This window comes from Nocardioides sp. JCM 18999, from assembly GCF_055391175.1.
Genome location: NZ_AP043887.1, coordinates 893,547 through 910,527 on the forward strand (window position 1 = coordinate 893,547; position 16,981 = coordinate 910,527).

The window sequence follows — 16,981 nt, forward strand, 5'->3', positions numbered from 1 at the left end:
AAGAACACCATGACCACGACCTCCACGACCCGCCTCGTCCGCACGGCCGCGATCGGCCTGAGCGCCCTCGCGCTCGCCACCCTGGCCGCCTGCGGCGGCAGCGACGGAACGGCCGCCTCGTCCGGGACGAACAGCCAGGGCGCCCAGGGTGCCCAGGGCCAGAACAGCCAGAACGGCCAGCAGGCCGGCTTCCCCGGCGCGAACGGCCTGGTCGCCGCGATCGACGGCACCACCCTCCAGGTCCAGGGCACCTCCGAGCAGGTCGCGGTGACCTACTCCGACGCCACCACGTTCACCAACGAGGTCGCGGGCACGCTGGCGTCGGTCACGGTGGGCAGCTGTGTCGTGGCGACCCGCGACCGCAGCGCCGACACCGGTTCGAGCGACGGCAGCAGCAGCGACAGCGACTCCAGCGCCGTCGCCGCCACCCGGGTGACCGTCCGTCCCGTCTCCTCGGACGGCACCTGCTCGCTCGGCTTCGGCGGCGGTGGCGCAGGGAACGGGCAGCGGCCCTCGGGCGCCCCGTCCGACATGCCCACCGACGTGCCCAGCGGAGCCCCTGACGGCAACGGCGGCCCCGGCGGCGGCCGGGGTGGTTTCGGAGCGATCGGCAAGGTCACCGCCGTCTCGGCGTCCGGCTTCACCGTCGAGTCCCAGACGCCGTCCGCTCCCGGTGAGGACTCCTCCTCGTCCAGCTCGTCCACCCCGACCACGGTCACCGTCACGGTCAGCGGCGACACCAGCTACACCGTCACCCAGAGCTCGACCGCGAAGGCCCTCCAGACGGGCGTGTGCGTCTCTGCGAACGGCACCACCGACAGCACCGGCACGGTCGCGGCCGAGCGGATCGCGATCAGCCAGGCCGTCGACGGCCAGTGCACCACCGGCTTCGGTGGCCGCGGCCCGGCCGGCGGCCAGGCGGGTGGCCAGGGCGGCGGGTCGACGTCGTGAGGTCGCTCCGTGCACGTTCCCTGGCCGGGGCTGCCGTGACCGGTGCCCTCGTCCTCGGCGGGGCGGGATGGGCCTACGCGGCCGGTTCCGGCGGGGACCCGAGCTACCGGTTCGCCTCCGTCGCGACCGGTGACGTCCAGCAGACGATCGCCCTGTCAGGGACGCTGGACCGGTCCTCGTCGTCGGCTCTCGCCTTCGGCGCCTCCGGGACCGTCTCCTCGGTCAAGGTCAGCGTCGGTGACGCGGTCAAGCGCGGTCAGGTGATCGCCCGTCTCGACACCACCGACCTCACCGCGAGTGTCTCGGCAGCCGAGGCCAAGGTCGCCAACGCCAAGGCCACGCTGGCCAGCGACCAGCAGGCCCAGGTCGACGCGGCGACGGCGGAGGACGACGCCGAGGCGGCCGAGGCCGCGGCCCAGGCGAGCGCGGCCAGGGCGAAGAAGCAGGCCGCAGCTGCGGCGAAGAAGCAGGCGGCTGCTGCTGCCGCCGCTGCGGCGAAGCTCCGCCAGCAGCAGCAGGCGGTCACCTCGGCCCAGACCGACGCGTCGAAGGCCCTGGCTGCCGCCTCGTCGGCCCTGGAGGCCCAGCAGACCGCCTGCGCGACGGCGTTCACCCCGACCGATCCGGCCGACGCCAGCAGCATCGACAGTGCCGCCACGGCTGCGTGCACCGACGCACTCACCGCGGTCGACGACGCTCAGGGCACGGCGCAGAAGGCCCAGCAGGCGCTGCAGAAGGCACTGGCCACCCTGACCACCTCGCTCAAGGGCAGCGGCTCGTCGACCAGCGGCGGAACGGCCACCCAGGGCGGTTCGCAGGGCGGGTCAGCCGGTTCCTCGGGGTCCAGCACCTCGACCGGCGGCGGATCGGGGATGGGGTCCCGGGAGGTCACCGCCGCGACCCTCGCCTCCGACCAGGCCTCGATCGACCAGGCCGAGGCGGACCTGATCACGGCGCAGCAGAACCTCGACGGCGCCGTGATCACCGCGCCGACCGCCGGCACGATCGGTGCCCTGGACGTCGCGAAGGGCGACACCGTCAGCGCCGGTACGTCGCTCGGGACGCTGCTCGGCTCGGGGACCGTCACGCTGACCATCGGGGTCAGCGCCACCCAGGCGGCCGAGCTCGCCGCCGACCAGGTCGCCCACGTGCTGCCGGCCGGCGCCGAGGAGGCGCTCGACGCCCATGTGACCCGGGTCAGCCACGTCGCCTCCGCCGACTCCACCGGCAGCTCGACGTACCCCGTCCTGATCACCCTCGACGCGTCCGACCTCACTCTGCCGCAAGGCGGCACGGCCGCCGTCGACGTGGTCGTCGGTACCGCCGCCGACGTCCTCACGGTGCCCACCAGCGCGGTCTCGTCCGGCACCGTCCAGGTGCTCAAGGACGGAGCCGTGACCCGGACGAAGGTGACCACCGGCCTGGTCGGCGCGAGCCGGACCCAGATCACCGACGGACTCGACGCGGGAGACCAGGTCGTCCTCGCCGATCTCGACGCGGAGCTGCCCACCAGCAGCACCAGCAGCAACTCGCGCACGGGCTTCGGCGGCGGGACGGGCGGCCCGGCCGCGTTCTCCCGGAGCGGCGTCACCGGAGGAGGCATCGGTGGAGGTGGCCGGTAGCGCTCAGTCGCCCCACAGTCGATCCACAGCATCAACAGGCAGGATGGTCGGGTGAGCCAGGGTCAGATCGTGCGCCAGGACGGGACACCGGTGCGTGTCCTCGTCGTCGACGACGAGGTCAACATCGCCGAGCTGGTGGCGATGTCGCTGCGTTACGAGGGGTGGGAGGCCACGGTCGCCCACACCGGTGCCGACGCGGTCGCGGCAGCCCGTCGGGTGGGGCCCGACGCGGTGGTGCTCGACATCATGCTGCCGGACATGACCGGCCTGGAGACCCTGCGCAAGCTCCGCGCCTTCGACCCGGACCTGCCAGTGCTGTTCCTGACCGCGAAGGACGCGATCGAGGACCGGGTCGCCGGTCTCACCGCTGGCGGTGACGACTACGTGGTCAAGCCGTTCTCCCTGGAGGAGGTGGTCGCGCGGCTGCGCGGCCTGATGCGGCGCACCAAGGCGCGGCGCAGCACCGCCGCAGCAGTCCTCACCGTCGGTGACCTGACCCTCGACGAGGACAGCCACGAGGTCTGGCGGGGCGGGGACGAGATCACGCTCACCGCGACCGAGTTCGAGCTGCTGCGCTACCTGATGCGCAACCCGCGGCGGGTGCTGTCCAAGGCCCAGATCCTCGACCGGGTCTGGAACTACGACTTCGGTGGCCAGGCCAACGTGGTCGAGCTCTACATCTCCTACCTGCGCAAGAAGGTCGACGTCGGACGCGATCCGATGATCCACACCTTGCGCGGATCGGGGTACGTGCTCAAGCCTGCAGTCCCATGAGGACACCCCGGACCACCCTGAGCACCCGGCTGGTCGTGACCGCGGTCGTGCTGGTGGCCGTGGTCTCGGGCCTGATCGCCGTCCTGACCACCGTGGCGATGCGGGGCTACCTCACCTCGCGGCTCGACGAGGACGTCCAACGCTCGGTCAGGATCTTCGCCGCCCAGGCACCCCGGGGCGAGGACGCGCCACCGCAGGCGGAGCGCCCTCCGGGCGGGCCCGGGTTCGGCGGCCGCTACCAGCCGCCCGGGACGCTGAACGCGGTGATCGCCGGCGACCAGCAGTCCGGGATCGTGCTGGGGGACACCCCCGGGACGGGGACGCCGCTCTCCGACGAGACCCTCGACGAGCTCGCCGACCTGCCCGACGACGGCACCGTCTCCGGGGTCGACGTCCCCGGGCACGGTTCCTTCCGGGTCGCGACCCGTCCGATCGAGCTGACCACGCCCGCGGGCACGGTCGAGGGGACCCTGGTCACCGGGATGCCGACCACGGAGGTCGACGACGCCGTCCGGTCCCTGTTCAAGTGGGAGATCCTGCTGGTCCTGCTCGGCGTGCTCGCCGCGCTGGGCGCGGGCCTCGTCGTCGTACGTCGCCAGCTCCGGCCCTTGCGCGACGTGGCTGCCACCGCGCACGCGGTGGCGGCGGCCCCGCTGGCCGAGGGAGAGATCGGGCGGCTGGAACGGGTCCCGGCCGACCTCACCGACGACCACACCGAGGTCGGTCAGGTCGGGGCGGCGCTGAACACGCTGGTCGAGCACGTCGAGACGTCCCTGGTCGCGCGCCACCGCAGCGAGCAGCAGGTCCGCCAGTTCGTCGCCGACGCCTCGCACGAGCTGCGCACGCCGCTGACCACGATCCGGGGATACACCGAGCTCGCCCGGGTGCGGCCCGAGACCATCCCGACGGCGCTGGCCAAGGTCGACGAGGAGTCGACCCGGATGACCGCCCTGGTGGAGGACCTGCTGCTGCTGGCTCGTCTCGACGCCGGCCGTCCGCTCGCCTCCGACCCCGTCGACCTGACCCGGCTCGTGCTCGAGGCGGTCACCGACGCTCGGGTGCTGGCCCCCGACCACGCCTGGGTCGTGGTGGCCCCTGACGTTCCCGTGGAGGTCGTCGGGGACGAGCTGCGGCTCCACCAGGTGATCAGCAACCTGCTCACCAACGCACGCCGGTACACCCCGGCGGGCACCCGGGTCACGGTCACCGTCACCGCGACGGGCTTCACCGTGCACGACACCGGCCCCGGCTTCCCGGCAGGACTCGACCCGTTCGAACGGTTCGCCCGGGGAGACGCCGCCCGGCTCCACGACGCCGACTCCGGAGCCGGCCTCGGACTGGCCCTGGTGAAGGCGATCGTGGTCTCCCACGGCGGCACGGTGAGCCTGGGCAGCGCTCCGGGTGACACCGCGGTCGTGGTCGAACTGCCCGCCACTAAACTGGAGCCATGACAACCGTCGACCTCCCGCTGCTCCCGCTCGGTCGTGGCATCGACCTCGACTCCGAGCGCGGCGTCGAGTGTCCGGGGGACCTCCCGGCCGCCTCGGACCCGACCCTGGTCGCGCGAGCGCAGGCCGCGAAGGCGGCCCTCGGGGACCGGGTCTTCGTGCTGGGTCACCACTACCAGCGCGACGAGGTCATCCAGTTCGCCGACGTCACCGGCGACTCGTTCAAGCTCGCCCGCGACGCCGCGGCGCGGCCGGACGCCGAGTTCATCGTCTTCTGCGGCGTGCACTTCATGGCCGAGTCGGCCGACATCCTCACCGGCCCCGACCAGCAGGTGATCCTGCCGGACCTCGCCGCAGGATGCTCGATGGCCGACATGGCCCGTCTCGCCCAGGTCGAGCGTGCCTGGGCGGCGATGGAGGCCGCCGGGATCGCCGACCAGGTCGTCCCGGTGACCTACATGAACTCCTCGGCCGACATCAAGGCCTTCTGCGGCCGTCACGGGGGAGTGGTCTGCACCTCCTCCAACGCCCAGACCGTGCTGGAGTGGGCCTTCGAGCAGAAGGGCCCCGACGCCAAGATCTTCTTCCTGCCCGACCAGCACCTGGGCCGCAACACCGCGGTCCTCAAGCTCGGCATCGGCCTCGAGAAGAACGTCGTGTGGAACCCGCTGAAGGAGAACGGCGGGCTCACCCAGGCCGAGCTCGAGGACGCCACCATGATCCTGTGGCGGGGGCACTGCTCCGTCCACGGCCGGTTCGAGGCGGACACGATCGACGCGCTGCGCGCCCAGATCCCGGACCTCAACGTGATCGTCCACCCCGAGTGCCAGCACGAGGTCGTGCTCAAGGCGGACCTGGTCGGGTCGACCGAGTTCATCATCAACACCATCGAGGCCGCGCCCGCGGGCAGCGCCTGGGCGATCGGCACCGAGCTCAACCTGGTCCAGCGCCTGGCCAAGGCTCACCCCGACAAGCGGATCGTCTTCCTCGACCGCAACGTCTGCTACTGCTCGACGATGAACCGGATCGATCTCCCGCACCTGGTCTGGGCGCTGGAGTCGCTCGTCGACGGTGCCGTCCCGAACGTGATCGAGGTCGACGCCGAGACCGAGCACTGGGCCAAGGTCGCCCTGGAGCGGATGCTGGACCTGCCGGGCCGCACCAGCGTCGACTGAAGCGCTGGCTGAGGCGCGGACGGAAGGCGTGGAATAGCCGCGCCTGTGTCAGACTTGTACACCGTAGGCACCAGGAAATCTGTGCCGGCAGGCACGAGGAACATCGGCGCCGACCTATCGACTTGACGGGAGTCCACGATGAGCGACACCACCTACGAGCACCGCGAAGACCAGATCAACATCACCGAAGGTGCGGCTGGCAAGGTGAAGAGCCTCCTGGAGCAGGAGGGTCGTGACGACCTCGCGCTCCGGATCTCCGTGCAGCCGGGCGGCTGCTCGGGCCTGCGCTACCAGCTCTTCTTCGACGAGCGCAGCCTCGACGGTGACGTCGTCACCGACTTCAACGGCGTCGGCGTGGTCGTCGACCGGATGAGCGCCCCCTACCTCAACGGTGCCGTGATCGACTTCGTCGACACCATCGAGAAGCAGGGCTTCACCATCGACAACCCCAACGCCACCGGCTCGTGCGCGTGTGGAGACAGCTTCCACTGAGCGGTCGCACCACGAACGACGCGAAGGGCCCCAGCCGATCGGCTGGGGCCCTTCGCGTTGTGTCCGCTCGTGGAGGGAGCGTTCAGTCGAGCTCGTAGGAGACGCTCGCGGCGAGGGCACGCAGGTCCTCGAAGCGGTGCTCCGGTGCGTTCGTCACCGCCGCCAGACGCGGCGTCGGGGTGGCCAGGTGCGCCTCGGCGGCGCGGCAGTCGGCGGAGAACTCGGCAGGGGTCGACATCTCGTCCCATGCGGTGCGAGTCAGGGTCGTCGGCAGGCTCATACCTCGACGCTAAGCATTACTGCTCGGTAGTCCTACGAGTACCGAGCAGTAACACTCGTCGGTAACAGAATCAGTAACAGGATCAGGGCAGGTGCGGCCGCACCTCGGCGGCCGCTTCCTCGCCGTACGACGCCGCGAGCCGGGCCGCGAACGCGTCGCTGGAGAAGTGGTACTCCTGGGTGCCGACCGTCTCGACGACGTACGCCGCGAGCGTGCAGCCGACCTGGGCGGCGCGCTCGTAGGACAGGCGCCAGGTGATCGCGGCCAGGAACGCGGAGCGGAACGCGTCACCGACGCCGGTCGGCTCGACCGCGTTCACGTCGCTGCACGCCGGGAGCGTGATCGTCTCCCCGTCCCGCTGGGTGATCCGGACGCCGTCGGCGCCGAGGGTGGTGATCTGGACGCCGACCCGGGAGAGCACCTCGGCGGCGCTCCAGCCCGTCTTGGACTCGATCAGGCCGGCCTCGTACTCGTTGCTGAACAGGATCGCCGCGCCGTCGACGAGCTGGCGGATCAGGTCGCCGTCGCCGAAGGCGAGCTGCTGGCTCGGGTCGGCGATGAACCGGTAGCCGCGCTGGCGGCACTCCTCGGTGTGACGGAGCATGCCCTCGGGGTCGTCGGCCCCGATCAGGACGTACGACGGCGTGCCGACCGCGGCCACGATCGGCTCGAGCTCGATCTGACGGGCCTCGCTCATCGCGCCGGGGTAGAAGCTGGCGATCTGGGCCATCGTCGGGTCGGTGGTGCAGACGAACCGGGCGGTGTGCCGGGTCTCGGAGACGTGCACGTGGTCGCAGTTCACCCCGTGTCGGACCAGCCAGGAGCGGTACTCGGCGAAGTCCTCACCGACCGCTGCCACCAGCACGGGAGCGAGACCGAGGCTGCCGAGCCCGAAGGCGATGTTGGCGGCCACGCCGCCGCGCCGGATCTCGAGGTCGTCGACCAGGAAGCTGAGCGAGATCTTGTCCAGCTTGTCCGCGACGATCGAGTCGGCGAACCGTCCCCCGGTGAAGGACATCAGGTGGTCGGTCGCGACGGAACCGGCGATCAGCAGGGCGGAGGACATGCCGCCGACCCTACTGGGGCAGAGCGCTCCGCAACGCAGCGACCACCGTCGGCAGGACGGAGATCACCTCGTCGACCTGGGCGTCCGTCGTCTCCCGGGCGACCGAGAGACGCAGGTTCCCGTGCGTGGCGGCGTCCAGAGCACCCAGAGCAGCCACGATCCGGGACGGCTCGAGCGCGCTGGCACCGCACGCGGACCCGCTCGCCGCGCCGACGCCCGCCGTGGCCAGGGCGTCGATCAGTGCCTCACCGTCGACGCCGTCGAAGGCGACCGTGACGAGGTGGGGGAGACGGTCCTCGGGGTCGCCCAGCACCGTGGCTCCCGGCATCGCCGCGATCGCGGCCCTGAGGCGGTCGACCTGACCGTGCTGCCGGGCGTTCACCTCGGCACGTTCGGCCACGACCGCCTGCAGCGCAGCCGCGGCGGCGAGGGCGGCGGGCACGTTCTCGAACCCGACGGTGCGCTCGTCGACCCGGTCGTCGTGGGGGAACGGCGACTCCCAGGGCACCCGAGCGCGGACCAGCAGCACGCCGACGCCGCCGGGGCCGCCCCACTTGTGCGCCGATCCGGCGGCCGCGTCCCATCCCTCGGGGAGCGGGAGACGCCCCATCGAGGCACAGGCGTCGACGAAGAGCGGGATCGGCAGGTCGAGGTCGCCGATCGGCTGGACGGTGCCGACCTCGTGGTTGGCCGACTGGATCGCCGCGACCGCGGCACGGACGGCCGGATCGCTCGCCCGACGACGTACCCGGGCGGGATCGACCCGGCCCAGCTCGTCGACGGCGACCGCCGAGGACTCACCCCACCACGCGGTGGCGTGGAAGACGGCCTGGTGCTCCACCGCGGTGTGCACGACGGTCCGTCCGGCGGCCCGACGCGCCTGGGCCAGCCCCAGCAGGCCCCGGTGGACCGCCTCGGTCCCCGACGCGGTGAAGCTCACCTCGTCACGGCGGACGCCGAGCGCCTCGGCGACCACCTCGCGGGCGTTGTCGAGCAGCAGGCGGGCGTCCCGAGCCGGCCCGTGGCGGCGTCGCGGATCGGCGAAACCGCGCTCGTACGCCGCCAGCAGCACCTCCCGGGCGGCCGGGTGGAGCGGTTCGGAGGAGGCCGAGTCGAGATACACCGGCGGATTGGCCACAAACCGCAGCCTAGATGGGCGACCCGGTGGGTCAGGGCCCGGCCAGTTCCGCTAGTGTGCGAGTCGTGGAATGGAGTGCTGTGCGCCATGGAGCGCGTCGCCGTCTAGTCGGGGCAGGAATGCTCGGGCTGGCTGTGATTTCGCTGTCGGGATGTTCGTTCGGGACGAAGGACGAGTGGAAGCGGATCGCAATGCCGCCCACCGTCACCGTCGAGGGCGAGAGCAACCTCGCGCTCTGGCAGGGCGCCTGGATCGCCGCCATGGTGACCGGTGTCATCACGTGGGGCCTGATCTTCTACGCGATCTGGCGCTTCCGTCGTCGCAGCGCCGACGACATCCCGGTGCAGACCCGGTACAACCTGCCGCTCGAGATCTTCTACACGATCGCGCCGGTGCTGATGTGCATCGTCTTCTTCACCCACACGGTGAAGAGCCAGGACGTGATGCTCGACCAGTCGAACGTGACCAACACGATCGAGGTCACCGGCCAGCAGTGGTCGTGGACCTTCAACTACGGCCTGGGTGAGCGCGACGCCGAGGCTGACGACTTCGCCTCGCAGCAGGAGGAGTTCCCCTACGACCGCTACGTGTTCGAGACCGGCACGGCGTCGTACATCCCGACCATCTGGCTGCCCGTCGACGTCTCGACGCGGTTCAACCTGCACAGCCCCGATGTCATCCACAACTTCGGTGTCCCGTCCTTCCACATGCGCATGGACGTCGTCCCCGGCCGGGTCAACCACTACGCGGTCACCCCGACGGTGATCGGTGACTACGTCGGCAAGTGCTACGAGCTCTGCGGTGTCTCGCACTCGCGCATGCTCTTCAACGTCAAGGTGGTCAGCCAGGCTGACTACGACAACCACCTCAAGGAGCTCGAGGAGCAGGGCGCTGTCCGCGACACCCCGCTGCTCGGTGGCTCCGATGCAAGCACCCAGGCTGGCCTGGAGGGAGATTCAGAGTGACCGCGACCGCGACACCGGGAACGGCGACCCCTAGCGGCCGCCGTCCGCTCGGTCAGCAGATCTTCCGGATCCTGACCACCACCGATCACAAGCTGATCGGCAAGCTGTACTTCGTCACCGCGTTCGCGTGGTTCCTCATCGGTGGCCTGATGGCCCTGCTGATCCGCGCCGAGCTCGCCTTCCCGGGCAGCCAGGTCGTCAACGACGAGCTGTACAACCAGCTCTTCACGATGCACGGCACGATCATGCTGCTGCTCTTCGCGACCCCGCTGTTCTTCGCGTTCGGCAACGCGATCATGCCGCTCCAGATCGGTGCGCCCGACGTCGCGTTCCCGCGTCTGAACATGTTCAGCTACTGGCTGTTCCTGTTCGGTGGTCTGATCGCCGCCTCCGGGTTCCTGACCCGTGACGGTGCCGCCGACTTCGGCTGGTTCGCCTACACCCCGCTCTCCAACGGCGTCCGCTCGCCCGGAGTGGGTGGCGACCTGTGGATCATGGGTCTGTGGATGGCCGGTCTGGGCACCATCCTCGGCGCGGTCAACTTCATCACCACGATCATCTGCATGCGTGCCCCCGGCATGACCATGTTCCGGATGCCGATCTTCACCTGGAACACGCTGATCACGTCGCTGCTCGTCCTGATCGCGTTCCCGGTCCTGGCCGGCGCGCTGCTCTCCCTGGAGGCCGACCGACAACTCGGGGCCCATGTCTTCGACGCCTCCCATGGTGGCGCCGTGCTGTGGCAACACCTGTTCTGGTTCTTCGGACACCCAGAGGTGTACATCATCGCCTTGCCGTTCTTCGGCATCGTCTCCGAGATCCTCCCGGTCTTCAGCCGCAAGCCGATCTTCGGGTACGTCGGCCTCGTCGGCGCCACGCTCGGTATCGCGATCCTCTCCGTCGCCGTGTGGGCGCACCACATGTTCGTCACCGGTGCCGTCGACCTGCCGTTCTTCTCCGGCATGACGTTCCTGATCGCCGTTCCGACCGGTGTGAAGTTCTTCAACTGGATCGCCACAATGTGGGGCGGGTCGATCAGCTTCGACTCCGCGATGCTCTACACCCTCGGCTTCCTGACCACCTTCCTCTTCGGTGGTCTGACGGGCGTCATCCTGGCTAGCCCGCCGCTCGACTTCCACGTCTCCGACTCCTACTTCGTGGTGGCGCACTTCCACTACGTCGTCTTCGGAACCGTCGTGTTCGCGATGTTCGCCGGCTTCTACTTCTGGTGGCCGAAGTTCACCGGCAAGATGCTCAACGAGCGTCTGGGCAAGATCCAGTTCTGGCTGCTGTTCATCGGCTTCCACACCACGTTCCTCGTCCAGCACTGGCTGGGTGTGGAGGGCATGCCGCGTCGCTACGCCGACTACCTGCCCACCGACGGCTTCGACACGCTCAACCAGATCTCCACCGTCGGCGCCTTCCTGCTGAGCCTGTCGGTGCTGCCGTTCCTCTACAACGTCTGGATCACGCGCAAGTCGCCCAAGGTCGAGGTCGACGACCCGTGGGGCTGGGGCCGTTCGCTCGAGTGGGCGACCAGTTGCCCGCCGCCGCGACACAACTTCAACACGCTGCCGCGGATCCGTTCGGAATCTCCCGCCTTCGATCTCCACCACCCGGAGATCGCCGCGCTCGAGCTCGACGACACGGATGACGACAACGCCCTGACCGGAAAGGACGCCCACTGATGAAGAACATGAAGGGCGAGACCTGGATCTTCATCTCCTGCACGATCTTCCTCGTGCTGGTGACCCCGGCCTACTGGATCGTGACCTCCAACTCCGAGCACGGTGGTGACTGGACCGGTACGTCGGCCCTGACCATGTGCACGCTGCTGGTCGCGATGATCTCCTTCTACCTCGGCTTCCACGCGATCAAGGACCCGGCCCGGCCGGAGGACCTGCCGGACGCGGAGATCGCGGACGGCGCCGGCGAGCTCGGCTTCTTCCCGCCGTACTCCTGGTGGCCGCTGTGGGCCGCGATGACCCTGGCGATCATCGTCTACGGCGCGGCGGTGCTCGCGTGGTGGATGATGATCATCGGCGGCGTCCTCGGCGCCCTGGCCGTCTCCGGCTGGATCTACGAGTACTACCGCGGCGAACACGCCCACTGAGAGTCCTGCCACCCGCATCTGCTGCGTTGTCGGCCCCTCGCTGGCCGCTTCGCTCCAAGGCCAGCTTCGAGCCTCCGCCTTGCAGCTACGGGCGTCAGAACCCTCAGTCCTCTGACTGAACGACGAAGCCCCGACTCGGATGAGTCGGGGCTTCGTCGTTCTCAGGCTTCCAGCAGGCGGCGCACCCGTGGGATGACCTCGGTGCCGTAGAGCCGGATCGACTCCATCAGCAGCTCGTGCGGCATCGTGCCGTTGGAGTACTTCAGGTCGAACCGCTGGGCGCCGAGCACCTCGATCGTCCGGGCGATCTTCGCCGCGACCGTGTCGGGGGAGCCGACGTAGAGGGCACCGCCGGTGATCTCGGCGTCGTACTCGCGCCGGCTCACCGGCGGCCAGCCGCGCTCGGCACCGATCCGGTCCCGGTTGGCCTTGAAGTGCTCGAAGAGCAGCTCGGCCGCCTCGGCGTCGGTGGCGGCGACGAAGCCAGGGGAGTGCACACCGATCGGCAGGCTGCCGGCGTCCGGGTTGAGCTCGCTCAGCGCCCGCCGGTACAGGTCCGCGTACGGGGCGAACCGAGCGGAGTCACCGCCGATGATGGCGAGCATCAGCGGGAAGCCGTAGCGAGCGGCCCGCACCACCGATTCGGGGGAGCCACCGACGCCGATCCAGGCGGGGAACCCGGCCGCGGTCTTGGGGAAGACCTCGCCGGTGAACGGACCGCGTACGGTCCCGCTCCAGGTGGAGGCGGCCTCGGTGCGCAGCTGGGCGAACAGGTCCAGCTTCTCCTCGAAGAGCCGCTCGTAGTCGTTCAGGTCGAGCCCGTAGAGCGGGAAGGACTCGGTGAAGGAGCCACGGCCCAGGGTGACCTCGGCCCGGCCGTCCGAGAGCCCGTCCAGCGTGGCGGTCTTCTCGTAGACCCGCACCGGGTCGTCGGAGCTCAGCACGGTCACGGCCGTGCCGAGCCGGATCCGATCGGTGCGTCCGGCGATGGTCGCGAGCACGAGCTCGGGAGCGCTGACCGCGAAGTCGGCACGGTGGTGCTCGCCGACGTTGAACACGTCGATCCCGACCTGGTCGGCCAGCACGCCCTCCGCGACGATGTTGCGCAGGACCGCGGCGTGCGGGAGCGGAGTACCGTTCGGATCGAGGGTCACATCACCGAACGTGTCGAGGCCGAACTCCAAGGATTGAACGTTCATCTCAGTCACGATAGCGGAACACGTGATCCCGCCCGAAGATTCCTTGACCTGGCTGAGGAGCGCTCCATGGAGCTCGGAGAGAACCGATGGGTGACGGACGGTGGCCTCGAGACCGACCTGATCTTCAACCGCGGAGTGCCGTTGGACGAGTTCGCGAGCTTCCCCCTGCTCGACGACCCCGCCGGACGGCGGACACTGCAGGAGTACTACGCGGGCTACGCCGCGATCGCCGTGGCGGCCGACGCCGGACTGCTGGTGGAGACGCCGACCTGGCGCGCGAACCCGGACTGGGGACGAACCATCGGCTACGACCGGGACGCCCTCGACCGGATCAACCGGGCGGCCCCCGAGGTCGTTCGCGGTGAGCTCGAGGCCCTCGGCCTCCCGACGTTCCTGGTCTCGGGCTCGGTCGGCCCCCGCGGCGACGGCTACCTCGCCAGCGACGGAGTCGACCCCGACGAAGCGGCGGAGTACCACCTGCCTCAGGTCCGCGCCCTCGCCGCCGGGGGAGCGGACCTGGTCCACGCGATGACCCTGACGGGCGCCGAGGAGGCGATCGGCGTGGTTCGGGCCGCGCGCACGAGTGCGGTGGCGGTCGCCGTCTCCTTCACCGTCGAGACCGACGGTCGGCTGCCCGACGGATCGACCTTGGGCGAGGCCATCGACGCGGTCGAGTCCGCGGCCGCCGCGGACTTCTACGGGATCAACTGCGCCCACCCGCTGCACGTGCTGCACGGCCTCGACGGGGGAGCGTGGCAGGAGTCGGTGACGTTCTTCCGGCCCAACGCCTCCCGTCGCTCCCACGAGGAGCTCGACGCCATGGAGGAGCTCGACATCGGAGACCTCGGCCTCCTCGTCCGCTCCACCGACGAGCTGTCGGCATTCCTGCCCGGTCTCGCCGTGCTCGGAGGATGCTGCGGGACCGACGCCCGCCACGTCGCCGCCCTGTGGGGTGTGCCGGCTCCCTGAAATCGAAGGAGGGCCCCGCCGGATCAGATCCGACGGGGCCCTCCTCAGCGGGCTCAGTGGTGGCTGTCGCCACCCTCGAGCTCGGCGTGGTTCTCCGAGCCGTGCAGCTCGTGGGCCAGGTGCTCCTGGGCCTCGGTGTACTCCTCCAGCGACGGCTTGTCGACGTCGTCGGCGTAGTACAGCGTGCGAGCCTTGCCGCGCAGCCCCTCGCCCGGGTCCTCGGCCAGGGCGTCGGCGCTGTTGTCGCGCACGGTCATCGCGTAGGCCGTGGCCTCGTTGAGCGGGAGGTGCTTCTCGTAGAAGCGACCCTCGGCGGTCCGCATCAGGACCCCCGACTCGTAGCCGTGCAGCAGCATCTCGTTGTCGTGACGCTGCAGCGAGATGCAGATCCGACGGGTGACGAAGAACGCGATCAGCGGAGCGACGAACACCAGCACCCGGAGGTAGTAGGTGATCTGGTTGATCGAGAAGTGCAGCTTGATCGCGATCAGGTCGTTACCACCGGCGATCCAGGCCATCGCGTAGAAGACCATCAGCGAGACCATGAAGGCGGTCCGGGTCGGCGCGTTGCGCGGGCGCTCCAGCAGGTGGTGCTCACGCTTGTCGCCGGTGATCCAGGCCTCGAGGAACGGGATCAGCAGGACGATCGTGAACATCACCATCGGCATCACGATGACCGGGATGAAGACGTTCCAGGACCAGGTCGTGCCCCAGAAGTGGGACTCCCAGCCGGGCATGATCCGGAGCAGACCGTCGGGCCACCCCATGTACCAGTCAGGCTGCGAGCCGGCCGTGACCTTGGTCGGGTCGTACGGACCGAACTTCCACACCGGGTTGATCGACAGCAGGCCACCCATCAGGGCGGTGACACCGAACACGACGAAGAAGAAGCCACCGGCCTTGGCGGCGTACACCGGCAGCATCGGGTAGCCGACGACGTTGCTCTCGGTGCGGCCGGGCCCGGGCCACTGGGTGTGCTTGTGGTAGACGAGCAGCAGCATGTGGGCTGCGATCAGCGCCAGCAGCAGGCCGGGGATGAGCAGCACGTGGATCGTGTAGAGCCGCGGGATGATCGACTCACCCGGGAACTCTCCTCCGAAGAGGAAGAACGACATGTAGGTGCCGACGATCGGGGTGGCCTTCATGAAGCCGTCCGCCGCGCGGATACCGGTGCCCGAGAGCAGGTCGTCGGGGAGCGAGTAGCCGGTGAAGCCCTCGAGCGTGCCCAGCAGGAGCAGCAGCGAACCGATCACCCAGTTGAGCTCACGCGGCTTGCGGTAGGCGCCGGTGAAGGCGACCCGCAGCAGGTGGATCATCATCGCGCCGATGAAGAGCATCGCCGACCAGTGGTGCATCTGGCGCATCAGCAGACCGCCGCGGACGTCGAAGCTGATCTGCAGCGACGACGCGTACGCCTGCGACATGCTGACGCCGCGGAGCTGCTCGTAGGAGCCCTGGTAGGTGATCTCCGCCATCGAGGGCTGGAACCACAGCGTCAGGAAGACACCCGACAGGAGCAGGACGACGAAGCTCCACAGAGCGATCTCGCCGAGCATGAACGACCAGTGGTCGGGGAAGATCTTGCGGAGGTTCTTCTTGCCCATCGCGGCGAGGCCGAGGCGCTCGTCGGCCCACTCGGCGGCCTTGCCGACCTTGGTGGTGGGGGCAGGTGACGTCGTGGTCATCAGATGTCCGCCTTCTTCTGGACCTCTTCAGGCGATTGGCTGTTGCGCTGCCAGTAGGACGGGCCGACGGGCTCGGCGAAGTCGCTGAGCGCGATCAGGTAGCCGTCGTCGTCGACGCCCAGCGGCAGCTGGGGGAGGTGCCGGCCGGCCGGACCGAAGACGACGCGACCGGAGTCGGCGAGGTCGAAGGTCGACTGGTGGCACGGGCAGAGCAGGTGGTGGGTGGTGCGCTCGTTGAGCGAGATCGGGCAACCGACGTGGGTGCAGATCTTGCTGTAGGCGACGATGCCCTCGACCGACCAGTTGCGGGTCGTGTTGCTGACGATGTCGTCGGGGTCCATCCGGAGCATGACGATCGCGGCCTTGGACTTGGCGATCTGGAGCTCGACGCCGTGCAGCGGCGGCAGTCCGTTCTCCTCAGTGGGGAAGATCGCCTCGGGCTGGGCGTTGAACAGGTCGCCGATCTCGATGTCGGAGATCTTGACCGGGGTACCGACGACGTCGCGGACGACGCGCATGCCCTTGGTCCACACGGTGTGCTCCAGGCCCGCGCCCGGGTACTCGCCGACGACCTCGTCGGGGAGCGGACCGAGGTCGCGCAGCATCACGACGGCCGGGGCGGCCAGCAGGGCGACCGCGCCGAGGAGGGAGTTGCGCACGAGCGGACGACGCCCGATGCCCGCCTCCTCGAGACCGGCGTTGAGTGCGGCCAGCGTGGCGGAGCGGTCCTCCTCGGAGGACGAGGCCGGGTGCCGGTCCTCGCTCAGCTCGACGTCCGCCATGAGCTTGCGGGCCCACTGGATGATGCCGATCCCGATGAACAGGAGTGCGAGACCGAGGGTGACGCCGAGGGCGACGTTCGAGGCACCGAGGCCGATGAACGTGTCGCCGTCGAAGCCGGCCTTGATCGCGAAGTAGGAGACCACGAAGAGGACCGTGGCGACGGCCGAGAGGCCGAAGAACGCGGCGACCTGACGCTCGGCGCGACGCTCGGCGCGCGGGTCGACGTCGGTCGGTCGCCAGGTGTGCTCGTGCAGGCCGGGGTCAGGCAGGAGTGCGTCCGAGGAGACGTTCAGTTCTGCGTGCGACTCCGCGTGCGACCCG

16 protein-coding genes are annotated in these 16,981 nt (G+C 69.7%); 10 read left to right on the forward strand and 6 right to left on the reverse strand.

Annotated features, from left to right (window positions below; all coding sequences use genetic code 11):
- Nucleotides 1–9: 9 nt before the first annotated feature.
- From ACZ5J1_RS04290 to erpA, 6 genes are all read left to right on the forward strand, one after another.
- On the forward strand, nt 10–951 hold the full coding sequence (locus tag ACZ5J1_RS04290; protein ID WP_464562834.1) for a DUF5666 domain-containing protein: 942 nt from the start codon (nt 10–12) through the stop codon (nt 949–951).
- Complete coding sequence (locus ACZ5J1_RS04295; RefSeq protein ID WP_464562836.1) at nt 948–2,573, forward strand: efflux RND transporter periplasmic adaptor subunit; 1,626 nt, start codon at nt 948–950, stop codon at nt 2,571–2,573. Before ACZ5J1_RS04290 ends, ACZ5J1_RS04295 begins: the two co-directional genes overlap by 4 nt.
- A 51-nt stretch (nt 2,574–2,624) precedes the next feature.
- On the forward strand, nt 2,625–3,347 hold the full coding sequence (locus ACZ5J1_RS04300; RefSeq protein WP_464562838.1) for a response regulator transcription factor: 723 nt from the start codon (nt 2,625–2,627) through the stop codon (nt 3,345–3,347).
- Complete coding sequence (locus ACZ5J1_RS04305; protein ID WP_464562840.1) at nt 3,344–4,798, forward strand: sensor histidine kinase; 1,455 nt, start codon at nt 3,344–3,346, stop codon at nt 4,796–4,798. The genes ACZ5J1_RS04300 and ACZ5J1_RS04305 overlap by 4 nt, the downstream gene beginning before the upstream one ends.
- On the forward strand, nt 4,795–5,970 hold the full coding sequence (gene nadA / locus ACZ5J1_RS04310; protein WP_464562842.1) for a quinolinate synthase NadA: 1,176 nt from the start codon (nt 4,795–4,797) through the stop codon (nt 5,968–5,970). Before ACZ5J1_RS04305 ends, nadA begins: the two co-directional genes overlap by 4 nt.
- A gap of 138 nt (nt 5,971–6,108) precedes the next feature.
- Nucleotides 6,109–6,462: an iron-sulfur cluster insertion protein ErpA gene (erpA, locus tag ACZ5J1_RS04315; RefSeq protein ID WP_464562844.1), complete on the forward strand. Its 354-nt coding sequence runs from the start codon at nt 6,109–6,111 to the stop codon at nt 6,460–6,462.
- Between the two features lie 82 nt (nt 6,463–6,544).
- On the opposite strand, the gene ACZ5J1_RS04320 is transcribed toward erpA, so the two are convergent.
- The 3 genes from ACZ5J1_RS04320 to ACZ5J1_RS04330 all read right to left on the reverse strand — a co-directional run bounded on the left by ACZ5J1_RS04320 (nt 6,545) and on the right by ACZ5J1_RS04330 (nt 8,946).
- The gene (locus tag ACZ5J1_RS04320) at nt 6,545–6,742 is read right to left on the reverse strand and encodes a hypothetical protein (protein ID WP_464562846.1); all 198 of its coding nucleotides are present in this window, start codon (nt 6,740–6,742) and stop codon (nt 6,545–6,547) included.
- Between the two features lie 82 nt (nt 6,743–6,824).
- The gene (locus tag ACZ5J1_RS04325) at nt 6,825–7,808 is read right to left on the reverse strand and encodes a carbohydrate kinase family protein (RefSeq protein ID WP_464562848.1); all 984 of its coding nucleotides are present in this window, start codon (nt 7,806–7,808) and stop codon (nt 6,825–6,827) included.
- A gap of 10 nt (nt 7,809–7,818) precedes the next feature.
- Complete coding sequence (locus ACZ5J1_RS04330) at nt 7,819–8,946, reverse strand: cysteine desulfurase family protein (protein ID WP_464562850.1); 1,128 nt, start codon at nt 8,944–8,946, stop codon at nt 7,819–7,821.
- Nucleotides 8,947–8,960: 14 nt separating this feature from the next.
- On the opposite strand from ACZ5J1_RS04330, the gene ctaC reads away from it, so the two are divergent.
- The 3 genes from ctaC to ACZ5J1_RS04345 are packed head-to-tail and all read left to right on the forward strand — an operon-like array spanning nt 8,961 to nt 12,024.
- On the forward strand, nt 8,961–9,911 hold the full coding sequence (gene ctaC, locus ACZ5J1_RS04335; RefSeq protein WP_464562852.1) for an aa3-type cytochrome oxidase subunit II: 951 nt from the start codon (nt 8,961–8,963) through the stop codon (nt 9,909–9,911).
- Nucleotides 9,908–11,599: an aa3-type cytochrome oxidase subunit I gene (gene ctaD, locus ACZ5J1_RS04340; RefSeq protein ID WP_464562868.1), complete on the forward strand. Its 1,692-nt coding sequence runs from the start codon at nt 9,908–9,910 to the stop codon at nt 11,597–11,599. The genes ctaC and ctaD overlap by 4 nt, the downstream gene beginning before the upstream one ends.
- Nucleotides 11,599–12,024 carry a cytochrome c oxidase subunit 4 gene (locus ACZ5J1_RS04345; RefSeq protein ID WP_464562870.1) on the forward strand — a complete coding sequence of 142 codons (426 nt, stop codon included), beginning with the start codon at nt 11,599–11,601 and terminating at the stop codon, nt 12,022–12,024. The genes ctaD and ACZ5J1_RS04345 overlap by 1 nt, the downstream gene beginning before the upstream one ends.
- Nucleotides 12,025–12,185: 161 nt before the next feature.
- Here the strand turns inward: ACZ5J1_RS04345 and ACZ5J1_RS04350 are convergent, their stop codons facing one another.
- A complete protein-coding gene (locus tag ACZ5J1_RS04350) occupies nt 12,186–13,223 on the reverse strand; it encodes an LLM class flavin-dependent oxidoreductase (RefSeq protein ID WP_464562872.1) in 1,038 nt (345 codons plus the stop codon).
- 66 nt (nt 13,224–13,289) lie between these two features.
- Between ACZ5J1_RS04350 and ACZ5J1_RS04355 the strand changes: the two genes are divergently transcribed.
- Nucleotides 13,290–14,192 (forward strand): homocysteine S-methyltransferase family protein, encoded by a 903-nt coding sequence (locus ACZ5J1_RS04355; RefSeq protein ID WP_464562874.1) that lies wholly within the window; start codon nt 13,290–13,292, stop codon nt 14,190–14,192.
- Between the two features lie 53 nt (nt 14,193–14,245).
- On the opposite strand, the gene qcrB is transcribed toward ACZ5J1_RS04355, so the two are convergent.
- Together qcrB and qcrA are read right to left on the reverse strand one after the other, a co-directional pair.
- Nucleotides 14,246–15,877, reverse strand: a complete 1,632-nt coding sequence (gene qcrB / locus ACZ5J1_RS04360; RefSeq protein WP_464562876.1) for a cytochrome bc1 complex cytochrome b subunit — start codon at nt 15,875–15,877, stop codon at nt 14,246–14,248.
- Nucleotides 15,877–16,953 (reverse strand): cytochrome bc1 complex Rieske iron-sulfur subunit, encoded by a 1,077-nt coding sequence (gene qcrA / locus ACZ5J1_RS04365; protein WP_464564704.1) that lies wholly within the window; start codon nt 16,951–16,953, stop codon nt 15,877–15,879. Before qcrA ends, qcrB begins: the two co-directional genes overlap by 1 nt.
- Nucleotides 16,954–16,981 lie beyond the last annotated feature (28 nt).